26 protein-coding genes and 1 pseudogene are annotated in these 25,892 nt (G+C 70.1%); 9 read left to right on the top strand and 18 right to left on the bottom strand.

Annotated features, from left to right (window positions below; genetic code table 11):
* The 4 genes and pseudogenes from ACK4S2_RS07530 to def (ACK4S2_RS07515) all read right to left on the bottom strand — a co-directional run.
* Positions 1 to 216, bottom strand: a pseudogene (locus ACK4S2_RS07530) (methionyl-tRNA formyltransferase); the annotation flags it as partial.
* Entirely contained in the window at positions 216 to 713 is a 498-nt protein-coding gene (gene def, locus ACK4S2_RS07525) for a peptide deformylase (protein WP_409622378.1), read from the bottom strand. The pseudogene ACK4S2_RS07530 and the gene def (ACK4S2_RS07525), both read right to left, overlap by 1 nt.
* Before the next feature lie 79 nt (positions 714 to 792).
* Positions 793 to 1,305 (bottom strand): peptide deformylase, encoded by a 513-nt coding sequence (gene def / locus ACK4S2_RS07520; RefSeq protein ID WP_409622376.1) that lies wholly within the window; start codon positions 1,303 to 1,305, stop codon positions 793 to 795.
* On the bottom strand, positions 1,305 to 1,826 hold the full coding sequence (def, locus tag ACK4S2_RS07515; RefSeq protein WP_409622373.1) for a peptide deformylase: 522 nt from the start codon (positions 1,824 to 1,826) through the stop codon (positions 1,305 to 1,307). Before def (ACK4S2_RS07515) ends, def (ACK4S2_RS07520) begins: the two co-directional genes overlap by 1 nt.
* 202 nt (positions 1,827 to 2,028) lie before the next feature.
* Here def (ACK4S2_RS07515) and ACK4S2_RS07510 point away from each other — a divergent pair, with 202 nt between their 5' ends.
* Positions 2,029 to 3,201 carry a MalY/PatB family protein gene (locus ACK4S2_RS07510; RefSeq protein WP_409622370.1) on the top strand — a complete coding sequence of 391 codons (1,173 nt, stop codon included), beginning with the start codon at positions 2,029 to 2,031 and terminating at the stop codon, positions 3,199 to 3,201.
* A gap of 114 nt (positions 3,202 to 3,315) precedes the next feature.
* On the opposite strand, the gene ACK4S2_RS07505 is transcribed toward ACK4S2_RS07510, so the two are convergent.
* The 5 genes from ACK4S2_RS07505 to ACK4S2_RS07485 all read right to left on the bottom strand — a co-directional run bounded on the left by ACK4S2_RS07505 (position 3,316) and on the right by ACK4S2_RS07485 (position 8,584).
* Positions 3,316 to 4,233 (bottom strand): glucokinase, encoded by a 918-nt coding sequence (locus ACK4S2_RS07505; RefSeq protein ID WP_409622367.1) that lies wholly within the window; start codon positions 4,231 to 4,233, stop codon positions 3,316 to 3,318.
* A 175-nt stretch (positions 4,234 to 4,408) separates the two neighbouring features.
* A complete protein-coding gene (locus ACK4S2_RS07500; protein ID WP_409622364.1) occupies positions 4,409 to 5,491 on the bottom strand; it encodes an ABC transporter ATP-binding protein in 1,083 nt (360 codons plus the stop codon).
* 4 nt (positions 5,492 to 5,495) lie between these two features.
* On the bottom strand, positions 5,496 to 6,386 hold the full coding sequence (locus tag ACK4S2_RS07495; RefSeq protein WP_409622361.1) for a carbohydrate ABC transporter permease: 891 nt from the start codon (positions 6,384 to 6,386) through the stop codon (positions 5,496 to 5,498).
* Positions 6,379 to 7,248 carry a carbohydrate ABC transporter permease gene (locus tag ACK4S2_RS07490; protein WP_409622358.1) on the bottom strand — a complete coding sequence of 290 codons (870 nt, stop codon included), beginning with the start codon at positions 7,246 to 7,248 and terminating at the stop codon, positions 6,379 to 6,381. Before ACK4S2_RS07490 ends, ACK4S2_RS07495 begins: the two co-directional genes overlap by 8 nt.
* A gap of 91 nt (positions 7,249 to 7,339) precedes the next feature.
* The gene (locus tag ACK4S2_RS07485; protein ID WP_409622355.1) at positions 7,340 to 8,584 is read right to left on the bottom strand and encodes an ABC transporter substrate-binding protein; all 1,245 of its coding nucleotides are present in this window, start codon (positions 8,582 to 8,584) and stop codon (positions 7,340 to 7,342) included.
* A 238-nt stretch (positions 8,585 to 8,822) separates the two neighbouring features.
* Here ACK4S2_RS07485 and ACK4S2_RS07480 point away from each other — a divergent pair, with 238 nt between their 5' ends.
* Complete coding sequence (locus ACK4S2_RS07480) at positions 8,823 to 9,554, top strand: response regulator transcription factor (RefSeq protein ID WP_409622352.1); 732 nt, start codon at positions 8,823 to 8,825, stop codon at positions 9,552 to 9,554.
* Positions 9,554 to 10,972 carry a sensor histidine kinase gene (locus ACK4S2_RS07475; RefSeq protein ID WP_409622350.1) on the top strand — a complete coding sequence of 473 codons (1,419 nt, stop codon included), beginning with the start codon at positions 9,554 to 9,556 and terminating at the stop codon, positions 10,970 to 10,972. Before ACK4S2_RS07480 ends, ACK4S2_RS07475 begins: the two co-directional genes overlap by 1 nt.
* Here ACK4S2_RS07475 and ACK4S2_RS07470 read toward each other — a convergent pair.
* From ACK4S2_RS07470 to ACK4S2_RS07455, 4 genes are all read right to left on the bottom strand, one after another.
* The gene (locus ACK4S2_RS07470) at positions 10,969 to 12,585 is read right to left on the bottom strand and encodes a GMC family oxidoreductase (protein WP_409622347.1); all 1,617 of its coding nucleotides are present in this window, start codon (positions 12,583 to 12,585) and stop codon (positions 10,969 to 10,971) included. The two genes, ACK4S2_RS07475 and ACK4S2_RS07470, sit on opposite strands and share 4 nt — an antisense overlap.
* A 234-nt stretch (positions 12,586 to 12,819) precedes the next feature.
* The gene (locus ACK4S2_RS07465; protein ID WP_409622345.1) at positions 12,820 to 13,926 is read right to left on the bottom strand and encodes a site-specific DNA-methyltransferase; all 1,107 of its coding nucleotides are present in this window, start codon (positions 13,924 to 13,926) and stop codon (positions 12,820 to 12,822) included.
* A gap of 84 nt (positions 13,927 to 14,010) precedes the next feature.
* Positions 14,011 to 14,649, bottom strand: a complete 639-nt coding sequence (locus ACK4S2_RS07460) for a ribonuclease HII (protein ID WP_409622342.1) — start codon at positions 14,647 to 14,649, stop codon at positions 14,011 to 14,013.
* Positions 14,650 to 14,717: 68 nt separating this feature from the next.
* Positions 14,718 to 15,167, bottom strand: a complete 450-nt coding sequence (locus ACK4S2_RS07455; RefSeq protein WP_409622339.1) for a hypothetical protein — start codon at positions 15,165 to 15,167, stop codon at positions 14,718 to 14,720.
* Between the two features lie 237 nt (positions 15,168 to 15,404).
* Between ACK4S2_RS07455 and ACK4S2_RS07450 the strand changes: the two genes are divergently transcribed.
* A complete protein-coding gene (locus tag ACK4S2_RS07450; protein ID WP_409622336.1) occupies positions 15,405 to 15,689 on the top strand; it encodes a hypothetical protein in 285 nt (94 codons plus the stop codon).
* Complete coding sequence (locus ACK4S2_RS07445) at positions 15,661 to 16,365, top strand: transcriptional regulator (RefSeq protein WP_409622334.1); 705 nt, start codon at positions 15,661 to 15,663, stop codon at positions 16,363 to 16,365. Before ACK4S2_RS07450 ends, ACK4S2_RS07445 begins: the two co-directional genes overlap by 29 nt.
* A 16-nt stretch (positions 16,366 to 16,381) precedes the next feature.
* On the opposite strand, the gene ACK4S2_RS07440 is transcribed toward ACK4S2_RS07445, so the two are convergent.
* From ACK4S2_RS07440 to ACK4S2_RS07425, 4 genes are all read right to left on the bottom strand, one after another.
* Positions 16,382 to 17,593 (bottom strand): SH3 domain-containing protein, encoded by a 1,212-nt coding sequence (locus tag ACK4S2_RS07440; protein WP_409622331.1) that lies wholly within the window; start codon positions 17,591 to 17,593, stop codon positions 16,382 to 16,384.
* 114 nt (positions 17,594 to 17,707) lie between these two features.
* Positions 17,708 to 18,391, bottom strand: a complete 684-nt coding sequence (locus ACK4S2_RS07435) for a fumarylacetoacetate hydrolase family protein (protein WP_409622328.1) — start codon at positions 18,389 to 18,391, stop codon at positions 17,708 to 17,710.
* 30 nt (positions 18,392 to 18,421) lie between these two features.
* A complete protein-coding gene (locus ACK4S2_RS07430; RefSeq protein ID WP_409622325.1) occupies positions 18,422 to 20,176 on the bottom strand; it encodes a D-alanyl-D-alanine carboxypeptidase family protein in 1,755 nt (584 codons plus the stop codon).
* 284 nt (positions 20,177 to 20,460) lie between these two features.
* Positions 20,461 to 21,156: an HAD family hydrolase gene (locus ACK4S2_RS07425; RefSeq protein ID WP_409622322.1), complete on the bottom strand. Its 696-nt coding sequence runs from the start codon at positions 21,154 to 21,156 to the stop codon at positions 20,461 to 20,463.
* A gap of 86 nt (positions 21,157 to 21,242) precedes the next feature.
* Here ACK4S2_RS07425 and ACK4S2_RS07420 point away from each other — a divergent pair, with 86 nt between their 5' ends.
* The 4 genes from ACK4S2_RS07420 to ACK4S2_RS07405 all read left to right on the top strand — a co-directional run bounded on the left by ACK4S2_RS07420 (position 21,243) and on the right by ACK4S2_RS07405 (position 25,061).
* The gene (locus ACK4S2_RS07420) at positions 21,243 to 21,671 is read left to right on the top strand and encodes a hypothetical protein (RefSeq protein ID WP_409622319.1); all 429 of its coding nucleotides are present in this window, start codon (positions 21,243 to 21,245) and stop codon (positions 21,669 to 21,671) included.
* Positions 21,672 to 21,740: 69 nt separating this feature from the next.
* Complete coding sequence (locus ACK4S2_RS07415) at positions 21,741 to 22,367, top strand: DUF1345 domain-containing protein (RefSeq protein ID WP_409622316.1); 627 nt, start codon at positions 21,741 to 21,743, stop codon at positions 22,365 to 22,367.
* A 195-nt stretch (positions 22,368 to 22,562) separates the two neighbouring features.
* Positions 22,563 to 23,438 (top strand): tRNA 2-thiocytidine(32) synthetase TtcA, encoded by an 876-nt coding sequence (gene ttcA, locus ACK4S2_RS07410; protein ID WP_409622313.1) that lies wholly within the window; start codon positions 22,563 to 22,565, stop codon positions 23,436 to 23,438.
* A gap of 69 nt (positions 23,439 to 23,507) precedes the next feature.
* Positions 23,508 to 25,061: a putative bifunctional diguanylate cyclase/phosphodiesterase gene (locus ACK4S2_RS07405; RefSeq protein WP_409622310.1), complete on the top strand. Its 1,554-nt coding sequence runs from the start codon at positions 23,508 to 23,510 to the stop codon at positions 25,059 to 25,061.
* A gap of 4 nt (positions 25,062 to 25,065) precedes the next feature.
* Here ACK4S2_RS07405 and ACK4S2_RS07400 read toward each other — a convergent pair whose 3' ends face one another.
* Positions 25,066 to 25,857, bottom strand: coding sequence for a tyrosine-protein phosphatase (locus tag ACK4S2_RS07400; RefSeq protein WP_409622307.1), 792 nt, complete (start codon positions 25,855 to 25,857; stop codon positions 25,066 to 25,068).
* Between the last annotated feature and the right edge of the window lie 35 nt (positions 25,858 to 25,892).

Here is a 25,892-nt window from a genome sequence, read left to right as displayed (position 1 = left end):
CGCCTGCTCGGCCGCCTCGCGCAGCCGCACCGGGTGGCGCACCGGCAGGCCCAGCCGTTCGGCCTCGGCCTGCACCGGCGACGGGCGCAGCTGCTGGCCGCGCCCCGCCGGCCGCGGCGGCTGGGTATAGACCGCCGCCACCTCGTGCCCGGCCGCGACCAGCGCCTGCAAGGCGGGCACCGAAAACTCGGGCGTGCCCATGAATACCACGCGCATCACGCCGCCCCCAGCTTGGCCGCCCGCCGCAACAGCATGTCGCGCTTGAGCTTCGACAGCCGGTCGAAATACATCCGGCCGTCCAGATGGTCGACCTGGTGCTGCACCGAGGTGGCCCAGAGATGCACGAAATCCCGCTCCTCCGTCACCCCATCGGCATTGAGGAACCGCACCGTGACCGCCCGGGGCCGCGACACCACCGCCGAGACGCCGGGCAGGTTGGGGCTGGCCTCCTCGTGCTGGCGCATCTGGCCCGAGGCGTGCAGGATTTCGGGGTTGGCCATCCGCACCGCCTGCCCGCGCGTCTCGGAACAGTCCACCACCGCCACCCGCAGCATCACCCCGATCTGCGGCGCCGCCAGGCCATAGCCCGGCATGGCGTCCATCGTTTCGATCATGTCGTCCCAAAGGCGGCGGATGTCGTCGGTGATGGCCTCCACCGGCGCGGCGGGGCTGCGCAGGCGCTTGTCGGGCCAGGGAACGAAGGGGCGGATCATGGGGCCTCCGGTGCCGGGGGAAAGGGGCAGGGGTCCGCCGGGGTCCGGTGCCGGCCGGCCCCCCGGGGCGCGGGGGCGGTCAGCCGGGGCCGGCCGCCATAACGCGCAGCGCGGCCGAGGCGGCGACCCGGGCTGGTTCGTCGATCAGGTCGATGCACAGCCGGCCGTGCAGGTGGTCCAGCTCGTGCTGGGCGCAGGTGGCGGCAAAGCCGGTCAGGCGCTCTTCCAGCACCACGCCCGAAAGGTCGGTCCAGCGCAGGGCGATTTCGGCAGGCCGCGTCACCAGGCAGGGCACGCCGGGTATCGACAGGCAGCCTTCCTCGCGCGTTGCGGTTTCGTCGCTGGCCGCGACGATCTCGGGGTTCAGGCAGACCCGGGGGCTGGGCGTGCCCTCCTTCCAGGTCGGGTCCATCACGAACAGCCCCAACAGCGCGCCGACCTGCGGCCCGGCCAGGCCCCGGCCCGGCGCGGCATACATGGTTTCCAGCATGTCGGCGGCCAGTTGGCGCAGGTCGTCGTCGATCCGGGTGACGGGCAGGCAGGGGCGGCGCAACCGCGGGTCGGGAAAGCGCAGGATCGGCAGCAGGGCCATCAGGCGCTCCGCGCCCGGTCGCGTTTGAGCTTTTCCATCTTGCGGGTGATGAGCTGGCGCTTGATCGGGCCGAGATAGTCGATGAACAGCCGGCCGTCGAGGTGGTCGATCTCGTGCTGCACGCAGGTCGCCCACAGGCCGGTGAAGTGTTCCTCCTGCACCGATCCGTCCAGCGCCAGCCAGCGCACGCGCACCTCGGCCGGCCGGGTGACTTCGGCATACTGGTCGGGAATCGACAGGCAGCCTTCCTCGTAGACGCTGGTTTCGGCCGATTTCCAGACGATTTCCGGGTTGATCAGCACCATCGGGCGCGGCGGCTCGGGCGCCTTCATGCAGTCCATCGTCAGGATGCGCTTGAGTACGCCGACCTGCGGCGCCGCCAGCCCGATGCCCGGCGCGTCGTACATGGTGGCCAGCATGTCGTCGGCCAGGGCGCGCACCTCGTCGGTGATGGCGTCCACCGGGGTGCAGGGCTTCTTGAGCCTCGGGTCGGGATGGATCAGGATGGGGCGCAGGGTCATGGCGATGATCTAGAAGAACCCGGGCCTTCGCGCAATGGCATGGGTTTCGGGCATCAACCCGGCAGAGGAGAGGTTGATTTTCCGTAATGCCAAGTTATATCGGGACAACGTTATCTCATGCGGCATGTTTTCAGGATGATTTCCCGCATTGTTTGCATTAATCGGAACAAACCAGCGCAACGCGACAGGCAGGATGCAGCCCATGAACTTCGACGAGATCATCGACCGCCGCGGCACCCATTCGGTGAAATGGGACATGATGGAAAAGCTCTATGGCGTGCCGGCCGACACCGGCCTGTCGATGTGGGTGGCCGACATGGACTTTCGCCCGCCGGCCTGCGTGCAGCGCGCGCTGCAAGGCATGCTCGATCACGGCATCTACGGCTATTTCGGCGATGACCGCGCCTATCTCGACTCGATCCGCTGGTGGATGGCCAACCGCCACGGCTGGGAGGTGGCCCCCGACTGGGTGCTGACCGCGCATGGCCTGGTGAACGGCACCGCGATCTGCGTGCAGGCGCTGACGGCCCCCGGCGATGGCGTGGCGGTGATGGCGCCGGTCTATCATGCGTTCGGAAAGGTGGTGCGCGGCTCGGGCCGCCGGTTGGTGGAACTACCGCTGAAGAACGCCGCCGGGCGGCTGGAGATGGATTTCGCCGCCTGGGACAGCATGATCGACCCCGGCACGAAGATGCTGATCCTGTGTTCGCCGCACAATCCCGGCGGGCGGGTGTGGACGGTGGAGGAGTTGCGCCAGGTCGCCGATTTCTGCCGCCGCCACGACCTGATCCTGCTGTCGGACGAGATCCACCACGATCTGGTGTTCCCCGGCGCGACCCACACGGTCATGGCCAAGGCCGCGCCCGAGGCGCTGGACCGGATGATCCTGCTGACGGCGACGACCAAGACCTTCAACATCGCCGGCGGGCATACCGGCAACATCATCATCCCCGATGCCGCCTTGCGCAAGCGCGTGGGCGATTACGCCTTTGGCCTGGGGATTTCGGGCAATTCCTTCGGGCTCATCATGGCGACGGCGGCCTATTCGCCCGAGGGGGCGGAGTGGGTGGATGCGCTGGTGGCCTATCTGGACGGCAACCGGCAGGTGTTCGACGCCGGGGTGAATGCCATTCCGGGCGTGGCCTCGATGCGGCTGGAATCCACCTATCTGGCCTGGGTGGATTTTGCCGGCACCGGGATGGCGCCGGCCGAGTTCATCGCCCGGGTGGAAAAGGGCGCGGGCATCGCCGCCAACCACGGGTCGAGCTTCGGGCTGAACGGCGAGAGCTTCCTGCGGTTCAACCTTGCCACGCCGCGGGCGCGGGTGGCCCAGGCGGTGGAGCGGTTGCAGGCGGCGTTTTCCGACCTGCAATAGGGGCGCGCGGCTTGGCCCCATCGAGGGGCCGCGCCGCGCCGGGGGGCTGTCTGCCCCCCGCCGGGGCCGTGCCGGCCCCGCCCCCCGAGGATATTTCGCCAAGGTGAAAGGGGATCAGGCCGCGGCAAGGCAGCCCGAAAGTGCCGCCATGTCGTCGGTCAAGAGGCGCACCGGCACGCTTTGCACCAGGTCGGGAAAGCGGTGCGGGCTGGTGAAGGTGCCGAGAAAGGCAGGGGCGAAGCCCGCCTCGATCACGCCGCGGGCGACGGACCCCGCGAGGAACAGCCCGTCGCGCGGCAGATATTGCAAGGCCACGTCCTTGACCCAGGCGCCCATGAGCCGGGCGAACAGATCGAGCGTGGCGGTGGCCTGCGGGTTGCCGGCGGCATGGGCGGCGATGATCGTGGCGCCGTCCTGCGGGGTGCCGTGCAGGAGGCCGTGCAACCGGGCCAGGCCGCGGCCGGCGAACAGTTCCTCGGTCGAGGGGAAGGGGGCGCCCGGATCGGGGACATGCGGGGCGAGCAGCCGCGCGACCGACAGGGGCAGGCTCTGGTGCCCGGCCTCGGCTTCCAGCACCACGGGGGTGCTGCCGGTGGTGGCGACGAGACTGGCGTTGACCCCGGTGCCGAGCCCCAGCACCAGCCTCTGCCCGTTGGGGTTGGCGATGGCGGCAGGCGGGGTCCAGACCGCAAGGCTGGCCGAAGGGCCAAGCTGCGGCAGCGCATGGCCCAGCGCTGCCAGATCGTTGATGAGCCGCACGGGTGCGCCAAGCTGCGCCGACAGTGTTGCGGTGTCGAAATGCCAGCCGCGGTTGGTCAGCGCCGCCTTGCCTTGCGTCACCGGCCCGGCCACGGCAAAGCAGGCGGCCGACAGCGCCGGGTGGCCCTGGGCGGCAAGGTAGCTGCCGAGCGCCGCGGCGAAATCGGCATGCGCATCGTTCGCCAGCCGGGCCAGCGCCCGGAGGCCCCGACCCCTCTCGCCCAGGGCAAAGCGGCAGTTGGTGCCGCCGACATCGGCGACGAGGATGGTCATGGTTTCGTCCCTTGCGTCATGGCCCGGCCGGGGCGCATCGGGCAGGCCCCGGGGCGCTGCCCCGGACCCCGGGATACTTATGGACAGAAAATGCAGCCTTGGCGAGAGGCCGGCGAAGCCGGAAACCCGCCCCGGCCTTGCGCCGGGGCCTCCTCGGGGCAGGCGGGTCTTCGGCTCAGTTCAGCCGTTCGCCGGTGTCGGGGCGGAAGTAGCTGACCTTGGCCAGATCGAAGCCGAAGGCCAGCGGCTGGCCGGCGCGCGCGCGGGTATCCGCCGCAAGGCGCGCGGTCACCGCCTTGCCGCCCAGTTTCGCCACCACGAAGGTATCCGCGCCGGCCGGTTCCACCACGTCCACCCGCGCCTCGCCGGTCTGGACATGCGGGCCGGTGCGGGTGCCGGCCTCGGTGATGTCTTCGGGGCGCAGGCCCAGCAGGATGTCGCCTTGCAGCGACACGCGCGGGTCGGTCAGCACCAGCGGGGCATCGCCCGCGCGGTCGATCTCGATCCGGCCGCTGCTGGCGCGGGCGGGGATGAGGTTCATCGCCGGGCTGCCCATGAAATCGGCGACGAAGGTGTTGGCGGGGCGGGAATAGATTTCGGCCGGGGTGCCGACCTGCTGGATCACGCCGCCCTTCATCACCACGATCTTGGTGGCCAGCGTCATCGCCTCGATCTGGTCGTGGGTGACATAGACCATGCTGGCGCCCAGATCCTGATGCAGGCGCTTGATTTCGGTGCGCATTTCCACCCGCAGCTTGGCATCGAGGTTCGACAGCGGTTCGTCGAACAGGAACAGCGCCGGGTCGCGCACCAGTGCGCGGCCCATTGCCACCCGCTGACGCTGGCCGCCCGACAGTTGCCCGGGGCGGCGGTTCAGCAGATGGTCGATCTGCAGCTGTTTCGCCACTTCGGCCAGCTTGGCGGCTTGCGTGGCCTTGTCGACCCCGCGGACCTGCATGCCGAAGGTGATGTTCCTGGCCACCGTCATCGTGGGGTAGAGCGCGTAGCTCTGGAACACCATGGCGATGTTGCGGTCCTTGGGGCTGACATGGGTCATGTCCTGGCCGGCGATGCGGATGGTGCCGCCCGAAATGGGCTCCAGCCCCGCGATGCAGTTCAAGAGCGTGGATTTGCCGCAGCCCGAAGGCCCGACCAGCACCAGGAAGTCGCCCTTGTCGATACTGACGTTGATGTCCTTGAGGATCTCGGTGCTGCCGTAGTTCTTGAACAGGCCGTCGATTTCCAGAATGCGGGCCATGGGACTATCCTTTCACGGAACCCGCGGTCAGGCCGCGGATGAAGTATTTTCCGGCAACGACATAGACCAGCAGCGTCGGTGCGGCGGCGATGATCGCGGCGGCCATGTCGACGTTGTATTCCTTCACGCCGGTGGTGGAGTTGACGATGTTGTTCAGCGCCACGGTGACAGGCTGGGTGCCGGCCTGGCTGAACGACACCCCGAACAGGAAGTCGTTCCAGATCTGGGTGAACTGCCAGATCACCGTGACCACCACGATGGGCAGGCTCAGCGGCAGGAAGATCGACCAGAAGATGCGGAAGAACCCCGCGCCGTCGATCTTGGCGGCCTTCACCAGCTCGGCCGGGATGGTGACATAGTAGTTGCGGAAGAACAGCGTGGTGAAGCCGATGCCATAGACCACATGCACGAAGATCAGCCCCGGAATGGTGCCGGCCATGTTCAGGATGCCCAGCATCCGCGCCATCGGCAGCAGCACCACCTGAAACGGGATGAAGCAGCCGAACAGCATCAGCGAAAAGATCAGGTTCGCCCCCCGGAACCGCCATTGCGCGATGACATAGCCGTTCATCGCCCCGATCAGCGTCGAAAGCAGCACCGCCGGCACCGCCATCGTGACCGAGTTCCAGAAGAACGGCCGCAGCCCTTCGCACTGGATGCCGGTGCAGGCGGATGACCAGGCGGTGATCCAGGGCTGGAACGTCACCTCGCGCGGCAAGGCGACCAGGCTGCCGGTGCGGATTTCCTCCAGGCTTTTCAGGCTGGTGGTCAGCATCACGAACAGCGGCATCAGATACCAGGCCGCAAACAGGGCCAGCATCGCGTAAAGCCCCCAGCGCAGGGCCAGCCGCGAAAGCGGGGCGCGCGGGCGCGCGGGCGCGGAAACGTCAGTCATGCTTCGCCCTCAGTTCGGAATAGAGGTAGGGAACCACGATGGCGAACACGACAGCCATCATCACCATTGCACTGGAGGCCGCCTGCCCGATGTCGCCGCGCGAAAAGGCCATGGCATACATGTAGGTCGCCGGCAGGTCGGTGGCGTATCCGGGGCCGCCCCCGGTGAGCGCGATCACCAGGTCGAAGGACTTGATCGCCAGATGCGCCAGCACGATGAAGGCCGACAGGAAGATCGGCGCCATGCTGGGAATGATGATCGCCGAATAGATGCGGTGGGTGGGGATGCCATCGACCTGCGCGGCCTTGATGATTTCGCCATCGACCGAGCGCAGGCCGGCCAGGAACAGCGCCATCACGAAACCCGATGCCTGCCAGACCCCCGCGATGACCACGGTGTAGATCGCCATGTCCGGGTCGATCAGCCAGCCGAAGGTGAACGATTCGAACCCCCAGCCGCGGACCATCGCCTCGATCCCCAGACCGGGGTTGAGGATCCATTTCCACGCCGTGCCGGTCACGATCAGCGACAGCGCCATCGGGTAAAGGTAGATGGTGCGCAGCACCCCTTCGGTGCGGATCTTCTGGTCCAGAAAGATCGCCAGCAACAGCCCCAGCACCATGGAAATCAGGATGAACAGCGTGCCGAAGACGAACAGGTTGCTCATCGCGGTGTCCCAGCGCGGGCTGGCGAACAGGCGTTCGTATTGGATCGGGCCGACGATCTCGTAGTTCGGCATCAGCCGCGAACGGGTGAACGAAACCCAGGCCGTCCAGCCGATGAAGGCATAGACGAAGATCAGCACGGCGGCAAAGCTGGGGGCAAGCACGAGCTTGGGCACATGGCGTTCGAGCCATTGCATGGCGGGTTTCCTTCCGCGGCAGGGGGCGGCGTCGCCCGGAAAACGGCAAGGTGGCCCGGGCAGGCCGAGGACCAGCCCGGGCCGGAGCGGATCACATCGAGTTGGCGACCGCGTCGGCCAGCATCCTGACGGCCTCCGCCGAGGACATGTCCGAGTTGAAATGCGCCGTCACCACATCGGTGACGGCCCCCGCCTGCGCCCCGCGCAGCGCCATGCCATGCGCATAGCTGGGCAACAGCGACCCGCCGGCGGACGAGGCGTTCATGTCGGCGGCCGACAGCTTGGCGCACATGTCGAAGTCGTCCAGCGCCACATCGGTGCGCGCCGGGATCGACCCCTTGTTCATGTTGAACACCTTCTGGAAGTTCGGCCCGACGATCAGTTCGGCCAGCAGGTTCTGGCCCGCCACCTTGTCGTCGCCCGCCACCTTGAACATGGCAAAGCTGTCCACGTTGTAAAGGTAGCCGTCGCCGGGGGTCGAGGCGCAGAGGAAATCCTCGCCCGGCTTCTTGCCGGCGGCCAGGAATTCGCCCTTGGCCCAGTCGCCCATGATCTGGAAGGCGGCCTCGCCGTTCATCACCATCGCCGTGGCCAGGTTCCAGTCGCGGCCCGAGAAGTTGGCATCGACATAGCCGCGCAGCTTGCGCATCTGGTCGAAGACCTTGACCATCGTGTCCGAGGTCAGCGCGTCCTTGTCCAGCTCGACCAGCGCCTTGTGGTAGAAGGCCGGGCCGCCCAGGCCAAGCACCACGGTTTCGAACACGGTGGCATCCTGCCAGGCCTGCCCGCCATGCGCCAGCGGGGTGACGCCCGCGGCCTTCAGCTTGTCGGCGGCGGCGTTGAACTCGTCCCAGGTGGTCGGCATGGCGATGCCGTGCTTGTCCAGCAGCGCCTTGTTGGCCCAGATCCAGTCCACGCGGTGCACGTTCACCGGCGCGGCGCACCAGATGTCGCCGCATTTCATGTGGTTTGCGATCGAGGCGGGCAGCACCTTGGCCCAGCCTTGCGCATCGGCCACGGCCGAGATGTCGGCCAGAACGCCTTCCTCGAACCATTCCTGGATGGCGGGGCCTTTCAGCTGCACCGCGGTGGGGGCGTTGCCGGCCAGCACGCGGGCGCGCAGCGCGGTCATCGCGGCATCGCCGCCGCCGCCGGCCACCGGCATGTCGGTCCACTTGCCGCCGCGGCCGGCGAATTCCTGCTGCAGCACGGCGACGGATTTCGCCTCGCCGCCGCTGGTCCACCAGTGCATGACTTCGGCCTGCGGTTCGGCATGAGCAAGCGGTGCAAAGGCAAGCGCGGCCACACCGGCCGCGAGAACGGATTTCAGACGCATGGTATCCTCCCAAGGGTCGGCGGTGCGGTCCGCCTGACTGGCGCATTCTAGCGGCAGGCAGGGGGCATCGGGCAACAGGCATGGCGGGCGCGGGCGCGCGATTCCGGGGCGGTCTGTTACAGGCTGTTACCTTGGGCGGCGCGCCTGTGCTAAGGGCAGGGCCGGGGGCGCTGCCCCCGGACCCCCGGGATATTTTCGGACAGAAAATGGGGGCTGGGTCGGGGAGGGTGCAGGCGGCATGGCGATACCGCGGGTGTTGGTGGTGGACGACGATCCCGAGATGCGGGGCATGATGGTGGCCTGGATGCAGCGCAACGGGTTTGCCGCCGTCGGGGCGGCGACCGGTGCCGAGGTTGCGGCGCAGATGGGCGCGGGCCGGGTGGACCTGATCCTGCTGGATGTGATGCTGGGCGACGAAAGCGGGGTGGAGATCTGTCGCCGGTTGCGGGCCGAGCAGGAGGTGCCCATCGTCATGGTGTCCGCCCTGTCGGCCGATCATCAGCGGATGGAAGGCTACCGGGCGGGCGCGGACGATTATGTGGCCAAGCCCTTCAACCCCGACCTGCTGGTGGAGCGGGTGCGCGCGGTGCTGCGGCGCACGCGGCGGGCGGCGTCGCTGGCCTATCGGCGGCGCCGTGCGGTGTGGCGCTTTGCCGGCTGGGTCTATGACGGGCGCTCGGGCGAGGTGCGGGCGCCGGGGGGCTATCAGGTGGCGCTGTCGGCGCGCGAGGGGCTGCTGTTGCAGGTGTTCCTGGCCAACCCGGAAATCCCGCTGACGCGCGAGGAGATTGCCGAGGGGCTGGACGTGACCGGCGAAGGCGGCGCCGAGGTGGCCGACGGGCGCGCCATCGACGTGCTGGTGGGGCGGCTGCGCGCCAAGATCGAGGAAGATCCCAAGGCCCCGGCCCTGATCCGCACCGCGCGCGGGGTGGGCTATGTGCTGGCCGTGCCGGTGACGGTGGAGGGCTGATGCGCCTGCGCACGCAAGGCGTGGTCTGGGTGGTGGGGGCGGCGCTGGCCGCCGGGCTGGCGGTGGCCGCCTGGGCCTGGAGCCGGGCCGCCTGGCGCGCGCATCTGGATGCCGCCTGGCTGGCCGGCTTTCGCCTGCACGGGGCGGTGGTGCGGGGGCAGGCGCCGCCCGATGGCATCAGCCTGCACCCCTTGCCCCCCGATGACCCGGCCAACCGCCCCGGCGGCGTGCCCGAGGCCGCGGCCGGCGTGTTCGTCACCCAGGTTTCGCTGCTCGACCCCGTGCCGGGGGGCGGGCCGGGCCGCGCGGCGGTGCTGGTGCGGGTGCATTCGCCCGATCTGGCCTATCCCGTGGCCGATGTCGCCGGCGCCGAGGGGCCCGAAGCCGCCTTCGGCAATGTGGCCCGCCTGCTGGCCGGCTATTGCAGCGAACCGCAGGTGTTCGTACGCGCCGGGCCCGGGCCCTGGGTGCGGGTCGAGGCGCCGGCCGTCTGGTCTTGTGCCGCGCAACCGCGCGACCTGCGCGTGTGGGCGGCGCTGGGGCTGGCGCTGGTGCTGGCGGTGCTGCTCAGCCAGGTGGTCGAGGTGTCGGCGGCCTTCTCCGGCTTTGCCGCCACCCTCGCCGCGCGCCGCCCGGGCAGCGGTGCCTTTCCGCTGGAAGGCCCGGACGAGTTGCGCGGGCTGGTCGCTGCCGTCAACGACTATCTGGCCGAGGAACGCGCGCGCCTCGAAACCCGCGCCCTGGTGCTTTCCGGCGTCAGCCACGATCTGGGCACGCCGGCCACCAGGCTGCGCCTGCGCACCGCGCTGATCGGCGACGACTCCTTGCGCGCCCGGTTCGAGGCCGACATCGGCGCCATGACCGGGATGATCGAACAGGTGCTGACCTATACCCGCGCCGAGATCGGCGCCGAGCCGGTGCGCGAGCTGTCCTTGACCGCGCTGGTCGAATCGGTGGTGGCCGACTGGCAGGACATGGGCCGCCCCGTGGCCTTCGAGCCCCCCGCCCCGCCGCAGCTCGAAACCCGCCCCGGCCTGTTCGGCGCCGGCGGGCCCTCGCGCGTGCCCGTCGAGGCGGCGCGCCGGGTGCTGATCCGCGGCCGCCCGATGGCCTTGCAGCGCGCCTTGTCCAACCTCATCGACAACGCGCTGAAATACGGGCGCCGCGCCACCGTCCGGGTGCTGGCCACCTCGGACCGGGCGGTGATCGAGGTGCAGGACGAAGGCCATGCCCTGACACCCGAGGATCTGGCCCGCCTGACCGATCCCTTCACCCGCGGTGCCAATGCCGGGCTGGCACCCGGCGTCGGCCTCGGGCTGACCATCGTCACCACCATCGCCGCCCAGCACGGCGGTGCGCTGGAGTTCGAGCCGCGCCCCCAGGGCCTCTGCGCCCGGCTGGTGCTGGCGCGCGGCTAGGCGGCCCGGTTCCCGCGGATGATCCGCCCGCCGATCCAGCCCATCAGGATCGCCGGCGCATTGGTGTTGCCGCCGATCAGCGTGGGAAAGGCCGCGGCATCGCACACGCGCAAGCCATCCAGCCCGTGCACCCGCAAGGCCGGGTCCACGACCGAGGTCGCCGGGTCCGTCCCCATCCGGGCCGTGCAGGAGGGGTGGAACACCGTGCCCGACCGGGCGCGGAAATCGGCGATCAGGTCTTCGTCGGTCTGCACGGCAGGCCCCGGGCGCAACTCCTCGGCGATCAGCCGGGCCAGCGGGGGCTGCGCGGCAATGGTGCGCAGCATCTTCACCGCCGCCAGCATCTCGGCCACGTCCTGCTCGGTCGAAAAGGCGTTGGCGATGATCCGCGGCGACGCGAACGGGTCGGGGCTGGCCAGCTCCACCCGCCCCCGGCTGGTCGGCCGGCAGTTCGACAGGCCCAGCGACATGCCCGAAAACGGGTCGGGCGACAGCACGGGGCGCTCCCCCTCGCGCGGGATCAGCGTGGAAAACGCCTGCATGTAGAGCTGCATGTTCGGCCGCGGCAGGTCGGGCGCGGTGCGAAAGAACCCGCCCCCGTGGTTGATCGACACCGCCAAGGGCCCCTTGCCCTGCAACAGCCACTTCGCTCCGACCAGCACCTTGCCCCACCAGGGGCGCAGCACGTCGTTCAGCGTCGGCACCGTCATCCGCCAGGTGTAGTTGATGCCCTGATGGTCGTTCAGGTTCGCCCCCACATTGGGCTGGTCCAGCACCACCGCAATCCCCATCGCCTGCAAGGCCGCCGCCGGCCCCACCCCCGACAGCATCAGCAGTTGCGGCGTGTTGATCGCCCCCCCCGCCAGAATCACCTCGCGCGCCTTCAGCACCTTGAACGCGCCGGCTTGCCGGTATTCCACCCCCACCGCGCGGCGCCCCTCGAACAGCACCCGCGTCACATGGGCGCCGGTGTGCAACGCCACATTCCCCCGCTTCAGCGCCGGCCGCAGGAACGCCCGCGCCGCCGAATTGCGCCGCCCCCCCTTGATCGTCAGCTGATAGCTGCCCGCGCCTTCCTGCTCGGCCCCGTTGAAATCGGGGTTGAACGGAATGCCCGCCGCCGCACAGGCCGCGACAAAGGGCTGCACCAGTGGGTGCTGCTCGCGGTTGGCGGAAATGAACAGCGGCCCGCCGGTGCCGCGCCAGGCATCGCCCCCCGCTTCGTTGTCCTCCAGCTCCCGGTAGCCCGCCAGCGCCGCCTCCCAGCCCCAGGCCGGGCCCGCCGCCGCCTGCCAGTCGTCGTAATCGCTGCGATGCCCGCGGATCCACACCATTGCGTTGATCGACGACGACCCCCCCACCACCTTGCCGCGCGGCCAGTAGTCCGATTGCCCGGCCAGCCCCGGGTCCGGCTCGGTCCGGTAACACCAGTTCACCGCCGGGTCGTAGAACAGCTTGCCATAGCCCGAGGGCAGGGTCACATAGAACCGCCGGTCGCTTCCCCCGGCCTCCAGCACCACCACCTTCGCCCTGCCATCTGCCGACAGCCGGTCGGCCAGCACCGACCCGGCCGAGCCGGACCCCACGATGATGTAATCGACCTCGCCGTCCATGCTGCCCCCCGCCTCTTTCACCTTGCCCAAATATCCCGGGGGTGCGGGGGCTGGCCCCCGCTCCGCCGGCACGGCTGGCGCGACATTACACCCGTCATCTGCGGTCATCCGTGCAGATCCGACCTATACTGCCGGTTTTGGCCAAGGCAAAAAGGCCGCGCCCGGTCAAGGCGCGGCAAGTGTGCCCGTGGCGGCTGAAGCCCGGGCACCGGCGGAAGCCGTTTCGGCGGCGCCTCAGCCCGCACCCAGCTCGGCGCGGATCTGCTGGCGCAACAGGTCGATGGGCACCATCTGGCCATCGCGGCGGAAATGCCAGTAGGTCCAGCCGTTGCAGCTCGGCGCACCTTCGTAATGCGCCCCCACCTGATGGATGGATCCGGTCAGGCTGTCGCCGGCCAGCGTGCCGTCGGCGCGCACCTTGGCGGCCTTGCCGCGCGGGGATACCAGCATCTCGCCGGGCCGCAGCAACCCGCGCTCCACCAGCTGCCCGAAGGGCACCCGCGGTTCGGCCCGCTTCGACCCGGTGGTTTCCAGCGCCGAGGCATCATAGGCCCGCACCCGCGCGATCCGCTCGGCCGCGGCGGTGCGATAGGCCTCCTCGCGCTCGATCCCGATGAACTGGCGGCCCAGCATCTTGGCCACCGCGCCGGTGGTGCCGGTGCCGAAAAACGGGTCCAGCACCACATCGCCGGGGTTGGTCGTGCCCACCAGCACCCGGTGCAGCAAGCCTTCGGGCTTCTGCGTCGGGTGGGCCTTGTCGCCCTGCGCGTCCTTCAGCCGCTCGTGCCCGGTGCAGATCGGCAGCACCCAGTCCGACCGCATCTGCACCCCTTCGTTCAGCGCCTTCAAGGCATCGTAGTTGAAGGTGTATTTCGCCGCTTCCGATTTCGAGGCCCAGATCAGCGTCTCGTGCGCATTGGTCAGCCGCTTGCCGCGGAAATTGGGCATCGGGTTCGACTTGCGCCAGACCACATCGTTCAGAATCCAGTAGCCCGCATCCTGCAAGGCCGCGCCGACGCGAAAGATGTTGTGATAGCTGCCGATCACCCAGATCGCGCCATTGGGCTTCAGCAGCCTTCGCGCCGCCGCCAGCCAGTCGCGGGTAAAGCGGTCGTAGGCGGCAAAGCTGGAAAACTGGTCCCAATGGTCGTCCACTGCATCGACGCGGCTGTTGTCGGGGCGGTGCAGCTCGCCTTTCAGTTGCAGGTTGTAAGGGGGGTCGGCAAAGATCAGGTCGATCGACGCTTCGGGCAAGGATCGCATCACCTCGATGCAATCGCCCGGCAATATCTGGTTCAGCGGAAGCGTCGGCGCCTCCGGTATCCTGGTTTTCACAGCCATGTTCTGCCTCTGTCCCGCGCTATTCCGCGCTGTTGTGGGCCAGAGTCTGATTCAAACGCGAATCGCCGTCAAACTCTTTTTGAATCAAGGGGTTACAGAAAATTCTTGATACAATATCTTGTGGACGGGCGCGAAGGAACGCCTATGCCAAGGGGTCACCCCCAAATCTAGAAGCGCCTGCAGGTGGTCCCTTGTGGGGTAACCGGCGTTGCGTTCCCAGCCATAGCCGGGGAACTGTTGCGCCAGATCCACCATGATCGCATCGCGCGCCACCTTGGCCACGATCGAGGCCGCCGCGATCGACAGCACCTGCGCATCGCCCTTGACCACCGCTTCGGCCGGGCAGCACAGGTCGCGCGGCAGGCGGTTGCCGTCGATCAGCGCGAAATCCGGGCGGCGCGGCAGCCCCTCCAGCGCGCGGCGCATGGCCAGGTGGCTGGCGTTCAGGATGTTCAGCCGGTCGATCTCCTCGACGCTGGCATGGGCGATGCTGACCGTGGCGGCGGCGTGTATCGCCGCGGCCAGCGCGGCGCGGCGGGCAGGGCCCAGGGCCTTGCTGTCGGCCAGCCCCGGCGGAATGCGGGCCGGGTCCAGCACCACCGCCGCCGCCGTCACCGGCCCGCACAAGGGCCCGCGGCCGACCTCGTCCACCCCGGCCACGCAAGCCAGACCCTGCGCCTGCGCGCGGGCTTCGCGGGAAAAGTCGGGCACGGGTCTGGTCATGCGAGCCGTGATGCCGGTTTTCCGCGCCCGGGGCAATGCCCCCCGGGCGCGTGCGCCCCGGCACCCGTTCAGCGCGACGGATGATAGGGCGCCTGCCAGCCGTAACGCGGGTCGTGCGGGTGCGGCGGGCGGTATTCCGGCCCGCCCCGGCAATCGCGGCTCGACCGCACATAGCGCTGCCCGTTGATCCAGACCGCGCAGGTCTGCGGCGGCGGCGGCGGGGGCGGGGTCCAGCGCGGCCGGGGCTGCGGCTGGTGCCAGCCGCCGCGCCGGTCGTGGTGCCAGCCATGCGCCGGCTCCCAGGGCCGTTCGCGCGACACGTCGGGGCCATACCCCCGGTTGGCGTTGTTCAGGGCCGAGCCGATGGCCACGATGGCCGCGGTGCCGATCAGCACCCGTGCCAGATCGTCGCCATTGGCGCGGGCGGGCAGCGCGGTGGCGGTCATCGCCCCCAGCGCCAGGGCAGCCGCGCCCAGGGCGGCGGTGATCTTGCGGGCGGCAGGCGACAGGTTGAACATGGGTTTCCCTTCCTTGGTCGCAGCGGCGGGGCGGTCCCGCCAGCCATGCCGCCAACCTGCCCCGGCCTGCCCCGTCAGGCAAAAACACCGCCCCGTCAGGCGATAACCGCCCCCTGCGGCCCCGCTTGTCATCCGATAACACGCCTGCCCCCGGCCCGGTCATTGCATATCGCCGCCGCCCGCCCCATCCTCGGCGCGAACCGCACCCCGGTGACCCGCTGTCAAGAGAGGCCCCCCATGCCCCGCATCCTGGCCCTTGCCGCCACGCTCGCCTTGCTGGCCCTGCCGGCACAGGCGGCCTGCTACGCCGATTACAAGGCCAAGCAGGACAACCCCCTGCGCCTTGCCTATGGCGTGATCGAACTGCCCGACACCGCCTGCACCCCCGCCGCCGCCCAGGCCGAGGCCGCCCGCCGCCTTGCCGCCCAGGGCTGGACGCTCTTGAACATCGTGTCGGTGTTCGGCCCCGAAGGACTGGAGGGAAGGAAGGCCAATGCCGGCGCCCATTTCCTCCGCTACTGAGGCGCTGCGCCGCGGGTCGCGCACCGTCACGCTCGGCGTGGGCGCCGTTGTCGTCATCCTGCTGGCGGCGGCGGTGTTCCTGTTCCTGAACCTGCCCGATGCCAACGCCTTCAACGCCCGCATCGAGCGACTGTTCATCGAGAACGACCAGCTGCGCGGCGCCACCGAAATCAAGCTGCTCGAAATCCTCGCCCAGTCCGGCACCGCCTTTTCCGAGGTGCTGGTCAGCTACCGCATGGTCATCTTCGTGCTGCTGGTGTTTTCGGCCGCGCTGCTGGTGGCGGCGCTGGTGTTCCTTGTCACCATCATGGCGCTGAACCGCCGCATCCGCGAAATGCGCCAGGCCGGCATCCAGGTGGCTTCGCTGACGATCAGCCGGGCAGAAAACACCGTCACGCTCAACAGCATGGAGTTCCCGCTGACCGCGGCCGCCATCGAAACCCTCGCCGTGCTGGCCGAGGCGCGGATGGACGACGAGGTGCTGAACGGCAGCCAGATCGAGGCGATGATCTCCGGCCGCAACCCCGCCGATTGCGAGGAGGCCGCCGGCGCCACCCGCATCAAGCGGCTGCGCGACGCGCTGGGCAACCAGCTGGTCAGCGAACTGCTCATCAAGACCATCGCCCGCAAGGGCTACATGCTGGCCATCGACAAGGCCGCCATCCGCATGGACTGACCGCGCCCCGGCCCGCTCAGGGCCGAAAGAACCTCGGGGCCGCGCCCGACGCGGCGCCGGTGCCTTCGGGCTCCAGCCCGCTGCGCAACACCCAGCCTTCGCGCCCGTCCGACAGGATGCGGCACCACACCCCGCCGCCGGTCTGGTCGCCCAGGCGGCAATTCATCACCGCCACCGGCACCCCGGCATTCACGGTGAACCGCACCGGGTGGTTCACCCCGGCGCCCGCGCGCACATTCATGTAGCCGACCTGCGCGTTGTGAATCACCTGCCAGCTGCCGGGCAGCATCTCGGGCACCTGCGTGGTGCCCAACGGCTCCAGCCCCACCCGCGAAATCCAGCCCGAACCGCTGCTTCCGGCCAGGATCAGGCACCACCGCCCGGTGCCGCCGCCGGGGTCGGCCTGCCGGCAACCCGTCACCCTGACCGGCTGCGACGGCAACAGGGTGAACAGCACCGGATGCTGCGTGCCCGGCCCGGCGCGCACGTTCATGTAGCCGGCCGGGGCATGGTGCACCACCTGCCATCCGTCGCCGGCAGGCTCGGCCCCCGGCCCGCTGGCGGGGTCAGTCGCCGGTGGCCGGACAGGGGGCACAGGCGGGGCGGTCTGCGGCGCGGGCTGCGGCGGGGGGGCGGGTTGGCGTTGCGGCTGGGGCGCGGCCGCCGCCATCCGGCGCACGGCAATGCCCACATCCTCGGCATCGTCGGGGTTCAGCCAGGCCATGTCGGCCGGCGCCGCCCCGGTGATGTATAACACCGCCCGGTCCGACAGGCCCAGCTGATTCAGGTAGGCGCCGATCAGCGCGTTGCCTTGCCCGGTTTCCAGCTTGCGGCCGCTGTCATCGACGTAATAGGCGGCATGAAAGCCCACCCGGGCGCGTTCGCCCATCATGCGCCGTTCGCCGCCCAGCCAGGCCAGCCCGCAGGCCGAGGCGCAGGTGGCCCCGTCCGCCACCGCCGTGGTGGCGCCGATGGTGCGCAACGCCCGGCCCATTTCCAGCCCGGCAATCAGGCTGCCGCCGGGGCTGTCGAACAGCACCGTCACGCTGCCCTCGGCCTCCAGCAGCGCGCGCTTCAGCTTGCGGGCATCGTCCTTGTGAAACTCGCCCGTCACCCGCACCAGCGTGCCGGTGGCCAGCGGCGTGCTCGTCACCTCGGCGGCGCGCAAGGCGGGCGCTGCGGCCAGGCCCAGGCCCAGGGCAAGCATCACGGCAATCGTCGCGCGCATCGGCTCCTCGCTTCGGGGCATCCGCACCCACAGTGGCCGCAGCCCGGTCGATTCGGCAATGGCCGGTCGCGGCCCAACCTGGCCCGGGCGCCGGTGTCGGCGCCGGCACCCGCCTCAGCCGATGCGGGTTTCCACCGCGCCCAGGCCCGCAATTTCCACCCGCACGGTCTGGCCGCGCGCCACCGGCCCCACGCCCGCCGGCGTGCCGGTAAAGATCAGGTCGCCCGGCGCCAGCCGCACCAGCCGCGACAGATGCGCGATGATGTGCGGCACGTCCCAGATCATGTCGGCGATGTCGGCATCCTGCGTCACCTTGCCGTCCACCGTGCAGGTGATGCGCGCCCGCGCCGGGTGCCCGCAGGCCGCCACCGGCACCAGCGCCCCGCAAGGCGCCGAGTGGTCGAAGGCCTTGCCCATGTCCCAGGGGCGCCGCGCCGCCTTGGCCGCGGCCTGCAGGTCGCGCCGCGTCAGGTCGTTGCCCGGCGCATAGCCCCAGACCAGCGCCCGCGCGTCCTCGGGCGCGATGTCGCTGCCGCCCGCGCCCAGCGCCACCACCAGCTCGGCCTCGTGGTGCAGGTCGTGCGTCGCGGGGGGAAAGGGAATCGCGGCATTGCCCGTCACCAGCGCATCGGCTGGCTTGGTGAAGAAAAAGGGCGGTTCGCGCGTGTCGGCGCCCATTTCGCGGGCGTGTTCCTCGTAGTTGCGCCCGACGCAAAAGATGCGGCGCACCGGAAAGCGCGCATCGCTGCCCTGCACGGGCAAGGCCACCACCGGCGGCGGATCGAGGACATACGGCATGGCATCACGCCCTTTCGCGTTTGGCGGCCGTCACGGCCCGAGGGTAAAGCATCCGATCGCCCGCGCCTGCAGGCGGCGGCAGGCCAGGTCGGCCTGGTCCTGCGTCAGCCCGGCAAAGGTTGCCTCCCAGGCGCTGCCGCGCTGCACGACCTTGCGCAAGGCGCCTTCCAGCGCCCGGGTTTCCGACAAGGCGGTCTGCAACAGCGCCCGCTCCGCCGTGCCGCGGCTGGAAAACCTGCCCAGCGTCACCGCCCAGTGCCGCCCGCCCGAGGTGGACACCCGCGACACCACCTCCCCCGTCGCAGTGGCTTCCTCGGTGGCCAGGGCGGCGGTGCGTTCCACCCGCTGCGGCCGGGCGTCGGTGTTGGCGGCGGGGGGGGCGGCGGCGCTGGCCACGGTCATCACGATCTCGCCCGGACGGGCGCGCGGGCGGCGCGTCTCGTGCGGCTGCACCTGCACCAGCGCCGGCACCACCAGCGCCGCCGAGGCGCGCACCGTGCCCGGCAGCGCGTCGGCATCGTCGGCCACCGGCACCGGCAGGTCGTCGGGCAGGTCGGCTTCGGCCAGCGCATCGGGCATCGGGTCGCCCGGTTCGGCCAGCGTCTGGCCGGCCGCATCGACCACCTGGAACGGCACCGGCGCCGGCGCGACCGCCTCGGCCGGGGCCGGTTCGGGTGCCGCAGGTGCCGCCGGGGCGGGCAGCGCCGCGGCCGACTCGGGCCGGGGCGGCGGCGGGGCCACCGCGGCCACCGCGGCCGGTGCGGCAGGGGCCGGCGCAACCGGCGCCGCTTCGGGCGCCTGCAGCGCCGCCAGCACATCGGCCACGCCCGAGGTCACCTGCGCCACCGCTTCGGGCGGCGGTGCGGCCAGGTCGGGCCGGCGCATCGGCCGCGGGCTGGTTTCCCGCGCCGTCACCAGCCTGATCGTCTTGCCCGCACCGCCCGGCGTCGCCGCCTGCGGGGCCTGCGCCACCTCGTCCAGCGCCACGGGCGGCGGCGGGGCCAGCCGCACGCTGGCCGGCGCATTGCCGAAACCGATGTCCAGGATCTCGGTCATCCGCGCGTTGCGCTGCGCGGTCGAGGTGCCGCCGAACACCGTGGCCACCAGCCGCTTGTTGCCCCGCTCGGCCGAGGCGGTCAGGTTGAACCCCGCCGGGTTGGTGTAACCCGTCTTGATGCCATCCGCGCCGCGATAGCTTTCCAGGAAGCGGCGGTTGGTATTGGCCACCTTGGCCACGCCGGCATCTTCGGTCAGCCGGGAAAACAGCCCGTAATATTCCGGGAAATCGTAGAACAGCCGCCGCCCCAGCAGCGTCATGTCGCGCGCGGTGGAAAGGTGCCCCTCGGCCGTCAGCCCATGCGCGTTGCGAAAGGTCGACCGCGTCATCCCCAGCGCCTTGGCGGTGCGGTTCATCCGCTGGGCAAAGGCCGCCTCGGACCCGCTCAGGTGTTCGCCGATCGCCGTGGCCGCATCGTTGGCCGACTTGATCGCCGCCGCCCGGATCAGATGGCGCAGGCTGATGCGCTGCCCCTTGCGCAGCCCCAGCCGCGACGGCGGCTCGGACGCCGCCTTGGCCGAAACCGTCACCATGTCGTCCAGCGACACCTCGCCGCGCTTCACCGCGTCGAAGGCGATGTAAAGCGTCAGCATCTTGGTCAACGAGGCCGGGTGCAACCGGGTATCCGCGTTGTGTTCCCACAGCACCTTGCCGGTGCGCGCATCCATCACGATTCCGGCAAAAGGGGCCGCCTTGGCCAGCACCGGGGCCAGCAAAAGCAACGCCATGCACAAAGCCGAAAGCGCAAGCCTGCGGGCACTGCCGCCCGGGCGCATTGTCCCTGACCCGATCACGGTTCTTGTCCTTGTTTCTGCCTCGACCCCGGTCTTTTCGCCGGATGACACCGTCAGGCTAACACAAGGCTTTCAACGGGAAAACCCTCAAAGATCAATGCGTTTCAGGAAAATCCATCCACAGGCGCACCGCAGGTCTTGTGGCTTTGGGCGCGCGGGCCACAACCCCTGCGCCGCCGCCACGCCGGCGCCGCAGGGCTGCCACAATCTTGCCGCAATCAGCCCAGATCGGCGACCAGTCCGGGCAACTGCCCCAGGTCGGGCAAGGCGCGGAACCGCGGGTGGCCGGCCGGTGGCTCGGCGCGCTCCAGCTCCCACTCCAGCCCGTGCGGCACATGCACGCCCCAGCCGCCGGCGGCAATCGCGGGCAGCACGTCGGATTTCATCGAATTGCCCACCATCAGCGCGCGGTCGGCGCCGTTGCCGTGGCGGCCAAAGGCGCGGGCATAGGTTTCGGGCGTCTTTTCCGATACGATCTCCACGCCGTGAAACCACGCGCCCAGGCCCGATTGCGCCAGCTTGCGTTCCTGGTGCAGCAGGTCGCCCTTGGTAATCAGCACCAGCCGGTGGCTGGCCGACAGCGCCTCCACCGCCTCGCGCGCATGGGGCAGCAGGTCCAGCGGATGCGCCAGCAACTCGCGCCCCGCAGCCACGATCTCGGCGATCACCGCCGCCGGCACCCGGCCTTCGGTCACCTCGATCGCGGTTTCGATCATCGACAGCGTGAATCCCTTTACCCCGTAACCGTAATGGCCCAAGTTGCGCCGCTCGGCCGCCAGCAGCCGGTCTTCCAGGTGGTCGGGGGCGGCATGGTCGGCCAGCAGGTCCAGAAACCGCGCCTGGGTCAGGCGAAAGAAGCTTTCGTTGTGCCAAAGCGTGTCGTCGGCATCGAAGCCGATGGTGGTGATGCGCATGTCCCGATCCTCCGGGGGTCTGCGCCTGTCTTGACCCAAAGCCGCCGCTGGGGCAAGCCGGCGCCGGAACGACTCGGGGAACAGGCATGGCAGGTTTGCGCGAAGGCATCCTTGCGCTGGGGCTGGCGCTGGCCGGCCCGGCGCAGGCCTCCACCGTGGTGGCGGTGGATCCGGGCTTTGCCCCGGTGGCCCGGGCGCTGCTGGGGCTGTTCGCCGACCGCACCGGCCACGCCGATGTGGTGCTGGCCGTGGCGCCGCCGGCGGCGCTGGCCACCCTGCCGGCCGCTGTGCTTCTGGCCGCCGATGCCGACCTGCCCGCGCAACTGGCCGAAACCGGCCTCGCGGCCGCCGACACGCTGATGACCTATGCCACCGACCCGGTGGCGGCCGGCCCGCGCGATGCCGTGCTGCTCCGCCCCGGCCTGGCCGACCCGGTGGCCCGCGCCTTTCTGGCCTTTCTGCTGACGCCCGAGGCCTGGGATGTGATCGTGGCGCACGGCTTCGGCGCGCACTGAGCCGCCCGCGGCCCTTGCCTGCGGCGCGCCCGCACCGCAGCCTGAACGAAAAGCAGTTCCAGAGGCCCGATGATTCGCCTGCCGCATCCGCGCTTTCTCGGGTTTCTTGCGCTGTTCGCCCTCGGCGCCGCGGCGGGCTGGCCGTGGCTGGCGCCCGAATCGGCCGCGATCCTCGGGTTCGACCTGGCGGCGGCGGCGTTTCTGGTGGCCTCGCTGCCGCTCTGGGTGGCCGATCGGGCCGACCGTGCCCGGGCCCGGTCGCTGCGCGACGATGGCGGGCGGGTGCTGCTGCTTCTGGTGATGGTGCTGGTGCTGGCGGCCATCGTGCTGGCGCTCTGGCGGGTGTCGGCGGCGCGGGCGGCCCCTTCGGCGCTGCTGGTGCTGGCCGATCTGGGCACGCTGCTGCTGGCCTGGCTGTTTGCCAACACCGTGCTGGCCTTTCACTACGCCCATGTCTACTACGACCAGTTCGAAGGCCAGGATCAGGGCGGCATCGCCTTTCCGGGGCCCGAACCGCCGGTCTTTGCCGATTTCGTCTATTTTTCCTTCGTCATCGGCATGACGGCGCAAACCGCCGACCTCGTCATCACCTCGCGCCGCCTGCGCCGGGCGGCCACGCTGCACGGGCTGTTCGGCTTCGTGTTCAACCTGATGGTGCTGGCCTTCTGCATCAACACCCTGTCCGGCCGGCTTTGAAACGGCACCGGCTGCCCGGCCGGGCAAAGTGTTGACGATTCGTTAAAATGGAATCGCAAGTGCTTGAAATTGCTGGCGTGGTCGGGTGTCCCTCGCAGGGACACGGGCCGGGGCTGGCCAGCGGCGCCGGTTTCTGGCATACCCGCCCCCGATCCCCGCCGCCAATCCGCCCCCCTGCCGCCCCGAGGGCCCCCCATGCTGGACGAAGCCGAAGACATCCACCCCCTGTTCCACGGCGCCCCCAGGACGACCGAGTTCCGCAAGCTGCGCAAGCGGCTGGTCCAGCAGGTGCGCGAGGCGGTGGAAACATGGGGCATGATCCGCCCCGGCGACCGCTGGCTGGTCTGCCTTTCGGGCGGGAAAGACAGCTACACCCTGCTGGCCGTGCTGACCGAGTTGAAGTGGCGCGGCCTGCTGCCGGTGGACCTGCTGGCCTGCAACCTCGATCAGGGCCAGCCCGGCTTTCCCGCCACCGTGCTGCCCGAGTTCCTGACCCGCATGGGCGTGCCGCACCGGATCGAATATCAGGACACCTATTCGGTGGTCACCTCCAGGATCAAGCCGGGCGGCACGATGTGCAGCCTCTGTTCCCGCCTGCGCCGCGGCAACCTCTATCGCATCGCCCGCGAGGAAGGCTGCTCGACCGTGGTGCTGGGCCATCACCGGGACGACATCCTCGAAACCTTCTTCATGAACCTGTTTCACGGCGGCCGTCTGGCCACCATGCCGCCCCGCCTGCTGAACGAGGAAGGCGACCTGTTCGTGGCGCGCCCGCTGGCCCTGGTGGCCGAGGCCGACTGCGACCGTTTTGCCCGCGCGATGGGCTATCCCATCATCCCGTGCGACCTCTGCGGCAGCCAGGAGGGGCTGCAGCGCGCCCAGGTCAAGGCGCTGCTCGACGAATGGGAACGCCGCACCCCCGGCCGGCGCAACGTGATGTTCAAGGCCCTGCTCAACGTGCGCCCCTCGCACCTGCCGGACCCGTCGTTGTTCGACTTCGCCGGGCTGACGCTGGCCCCCCGTCGCGGCGCGGTTGATGAAAATGTTCCCGATTTGCGCAGCGCGGATTAAGGAATCGGTCAGCAGGCTCGCCTAACCTTTCCCGTGCCGGGTGTGCCGGTGCCGACAGGACAGGTTCCGATGCTGCATGCCCCGCTTGCCCTTGCCCGACGCCTGCCCCTGCTGGCGCAGGCCGTTGCGCCGCAGCTGCTGCTGGCGGGGCCGCTGCTTTGTCTTGCGGCCTACTGGGTCTGGGGCGAACGGGCGCTGGTCGCCGCCGTGCTGGGGGTATCGCTGCTCTCCCTCGCTGCCGCCTGCCTGCGCCGCCTGCCGGATCGTGCCGCCGGCCCCGCCGACCCGGGCGCACGCCGGCAGTTTCTGGCCGATCTCGACCATGCGCTGGCGCGGGTCGACGGCGACGAAACCGGCACAGGCTGCATCGTGCTGCAGTTCGACAACGCCGCCACCCTGCTGGATCGCCACGGCCGCGCCGTGCAGACCGAGGTGATCCGCGGCATCGGCGACCGTCTGGTTGCTCACCTGCGGCCCGGCGACCGTCTGTTGCGGCTGGAAGGCGGCGGGTTTGCGGTGGCACTGGCGCCGACCTTGCGGCTCGACCTCGCCCGCATCACGCAACTGGCCGCTCGCCTGCAGGCCACGGTCGCCGAACCCGTGACGGCGGGCGGCGCCCGCTACTTCGTCACCTGTTCCGCCGGTGTCAGCCTGGGCGTGCCGGCCGCGGGTCAGGGCGGCGCCGCGCTGCTCGATGCCGCGCAGATCGCGGCGGACGAGGCATTGCGCCAAGGCCCCGGTGGCTTGCGCGCCTTTGCCCCCGACATGGCGCGCAAGCGGGCCGACCGCGATGCCCGCCGCGCCGCGCTGGAACTGGCGCTGGACACCGGCCAGATCTGCGCCTGGTTCCAGCCCCAGGTTTCCGCCGACACCGGCGAGGTGACCGGGTTCGAAGCGCTGGCGCGGTGGAACCACCCGTCGCGCGGGCTGGTGGCGCCGGCCGAGTTCCTGCCGCACATCGCCGAGGCCGGGCTTTCCGAACGGTTGTCCGAGGTGATGCTGTCGAACGCGCTGGTGGCGCTGACCCGCTGGGACAAGGCCGGGTTCCGGGTGCCGACCGTCGGCGTCAACTTCAGCAGCGACGAGCTGCGCAACCCTCGGCTGGCCGACAAGCTGAAGTGGGAGCTCGACCGCTTCGACCTTTCGCCCGAGCGGTTGTCGGTCGAGGTGCTGGAAACCGTGATGGCCACCGACGACCACGCCGTGATCGAGCGCAACATCACCGCGCTGGCCCGGCTGGGATGCCGGATCGACCTCGACGACTTCGGCACCGGCCACACCTCGATCACCAACATCCGGCGCTTTGCCGTGCACCGACTGAAGATCGACCGTTCGTTCGTGACCCGCGTGGACCAGGACCGCGACCAGCAGCGCATGATCGCGGCCATCCTTTCGATGGCCGAGCGACTGGATCTGGATACACTTGCCGAAGGCGTGGAAACCGGCCCGGAGCTTGCCACGCTGGCGCAACTGGGCTGCGGGCATGTGCAAGGCTTCGGCATCGGGCGGCCGATGCCGTTTGCGGCGACGCTGGAGTGGCTGGCGGCCCACAAGGCGCACCCCCGCCTTGTCTGGCAACCCGACCAGACCGGCGCCCGGCGCGGCGGCGGGGCAAAGGCCTGACCGATCAGTCCAGCAAACGCGCGCGCAAGCTGCCGATGGCGTCGGCGCCCAGCCCGAGCGCACCCAGCATGTAGCCTTCCGGCCCGCCCCAGTCGGTGTCGAGCCGGTCCCAGAACGCGCCCAGATAGCCCGGGTCGGCCGCCAGCAAGGGCGCCAGCATCGGTTCGGGCGGGGGCTTCCGGTCGGCGTTGCGCGCCGCCAGCGCGGCAAAGATCGCCGGTCGCGCCGCGTTCGAGGCGACATAATCTGCCTGGATCGCCGCCCGCGGCACCCCAAGGGCGGCCAGCAGCAGCGCGACGGCGACCCCGGTGCGGTCCTTGCCGATGGCGCATTGCACCATCAGCCCGCCGCGGCAGGCCAGCGCGGCCTGAAACACCCCGCTGAGCGCCGGCGCAAAGCTTTCGGGCATGGCCGCATAGGTCGACAGCATCGCGGCGCGCACATCCTGCGGCCGCGCGGCCGGATCGCCCACCACGCGCAAGGCCAGCGTCGGGTCGCCTTCGGGCGCGGGCAGGGCCGGGGCAAAGCCGGCCGCCACAAGGGCCGAAGGCTCGCGCGCCTGTTCCTCGGCGCTGCGCAGGTCGCAGACCGAAACAAGGCCCAGCAGGCGCAGGGTTTCGGCGGTGTCGGGCGCAAGGCCGGGTGAGTGGCCGGCCCGGAACAGCCGGCCCGGACGCAGGCGGCGGCCACCATCGCCCGGCAAGCCGGCCAGCGACCGGAAGTTCAGCAACCCGGTGCCGGAACCGGGGGTGGTTTGCCGCAGACCTTCGGGCAAGGCAGAAAAGGATTGGTTCACGATGCGCCTGTTGGCAGTGTAAATCCCGAACAGCA

Source organism: Gemmobacter sp. (assembly GCF_046292685.1).
Classification (GTDB): domain Bacteria; phylum Pseudomonadota; class Alphaproteobacteria; order Rhodobacterales; family Rhodobacteraceae; genus Wagnerdoeblera.
The sequence above is the reverse complement of the archived record's forward strand: the minus strand, read 5'-3'. Positions and strand labels throughout refer to the sequence as shown.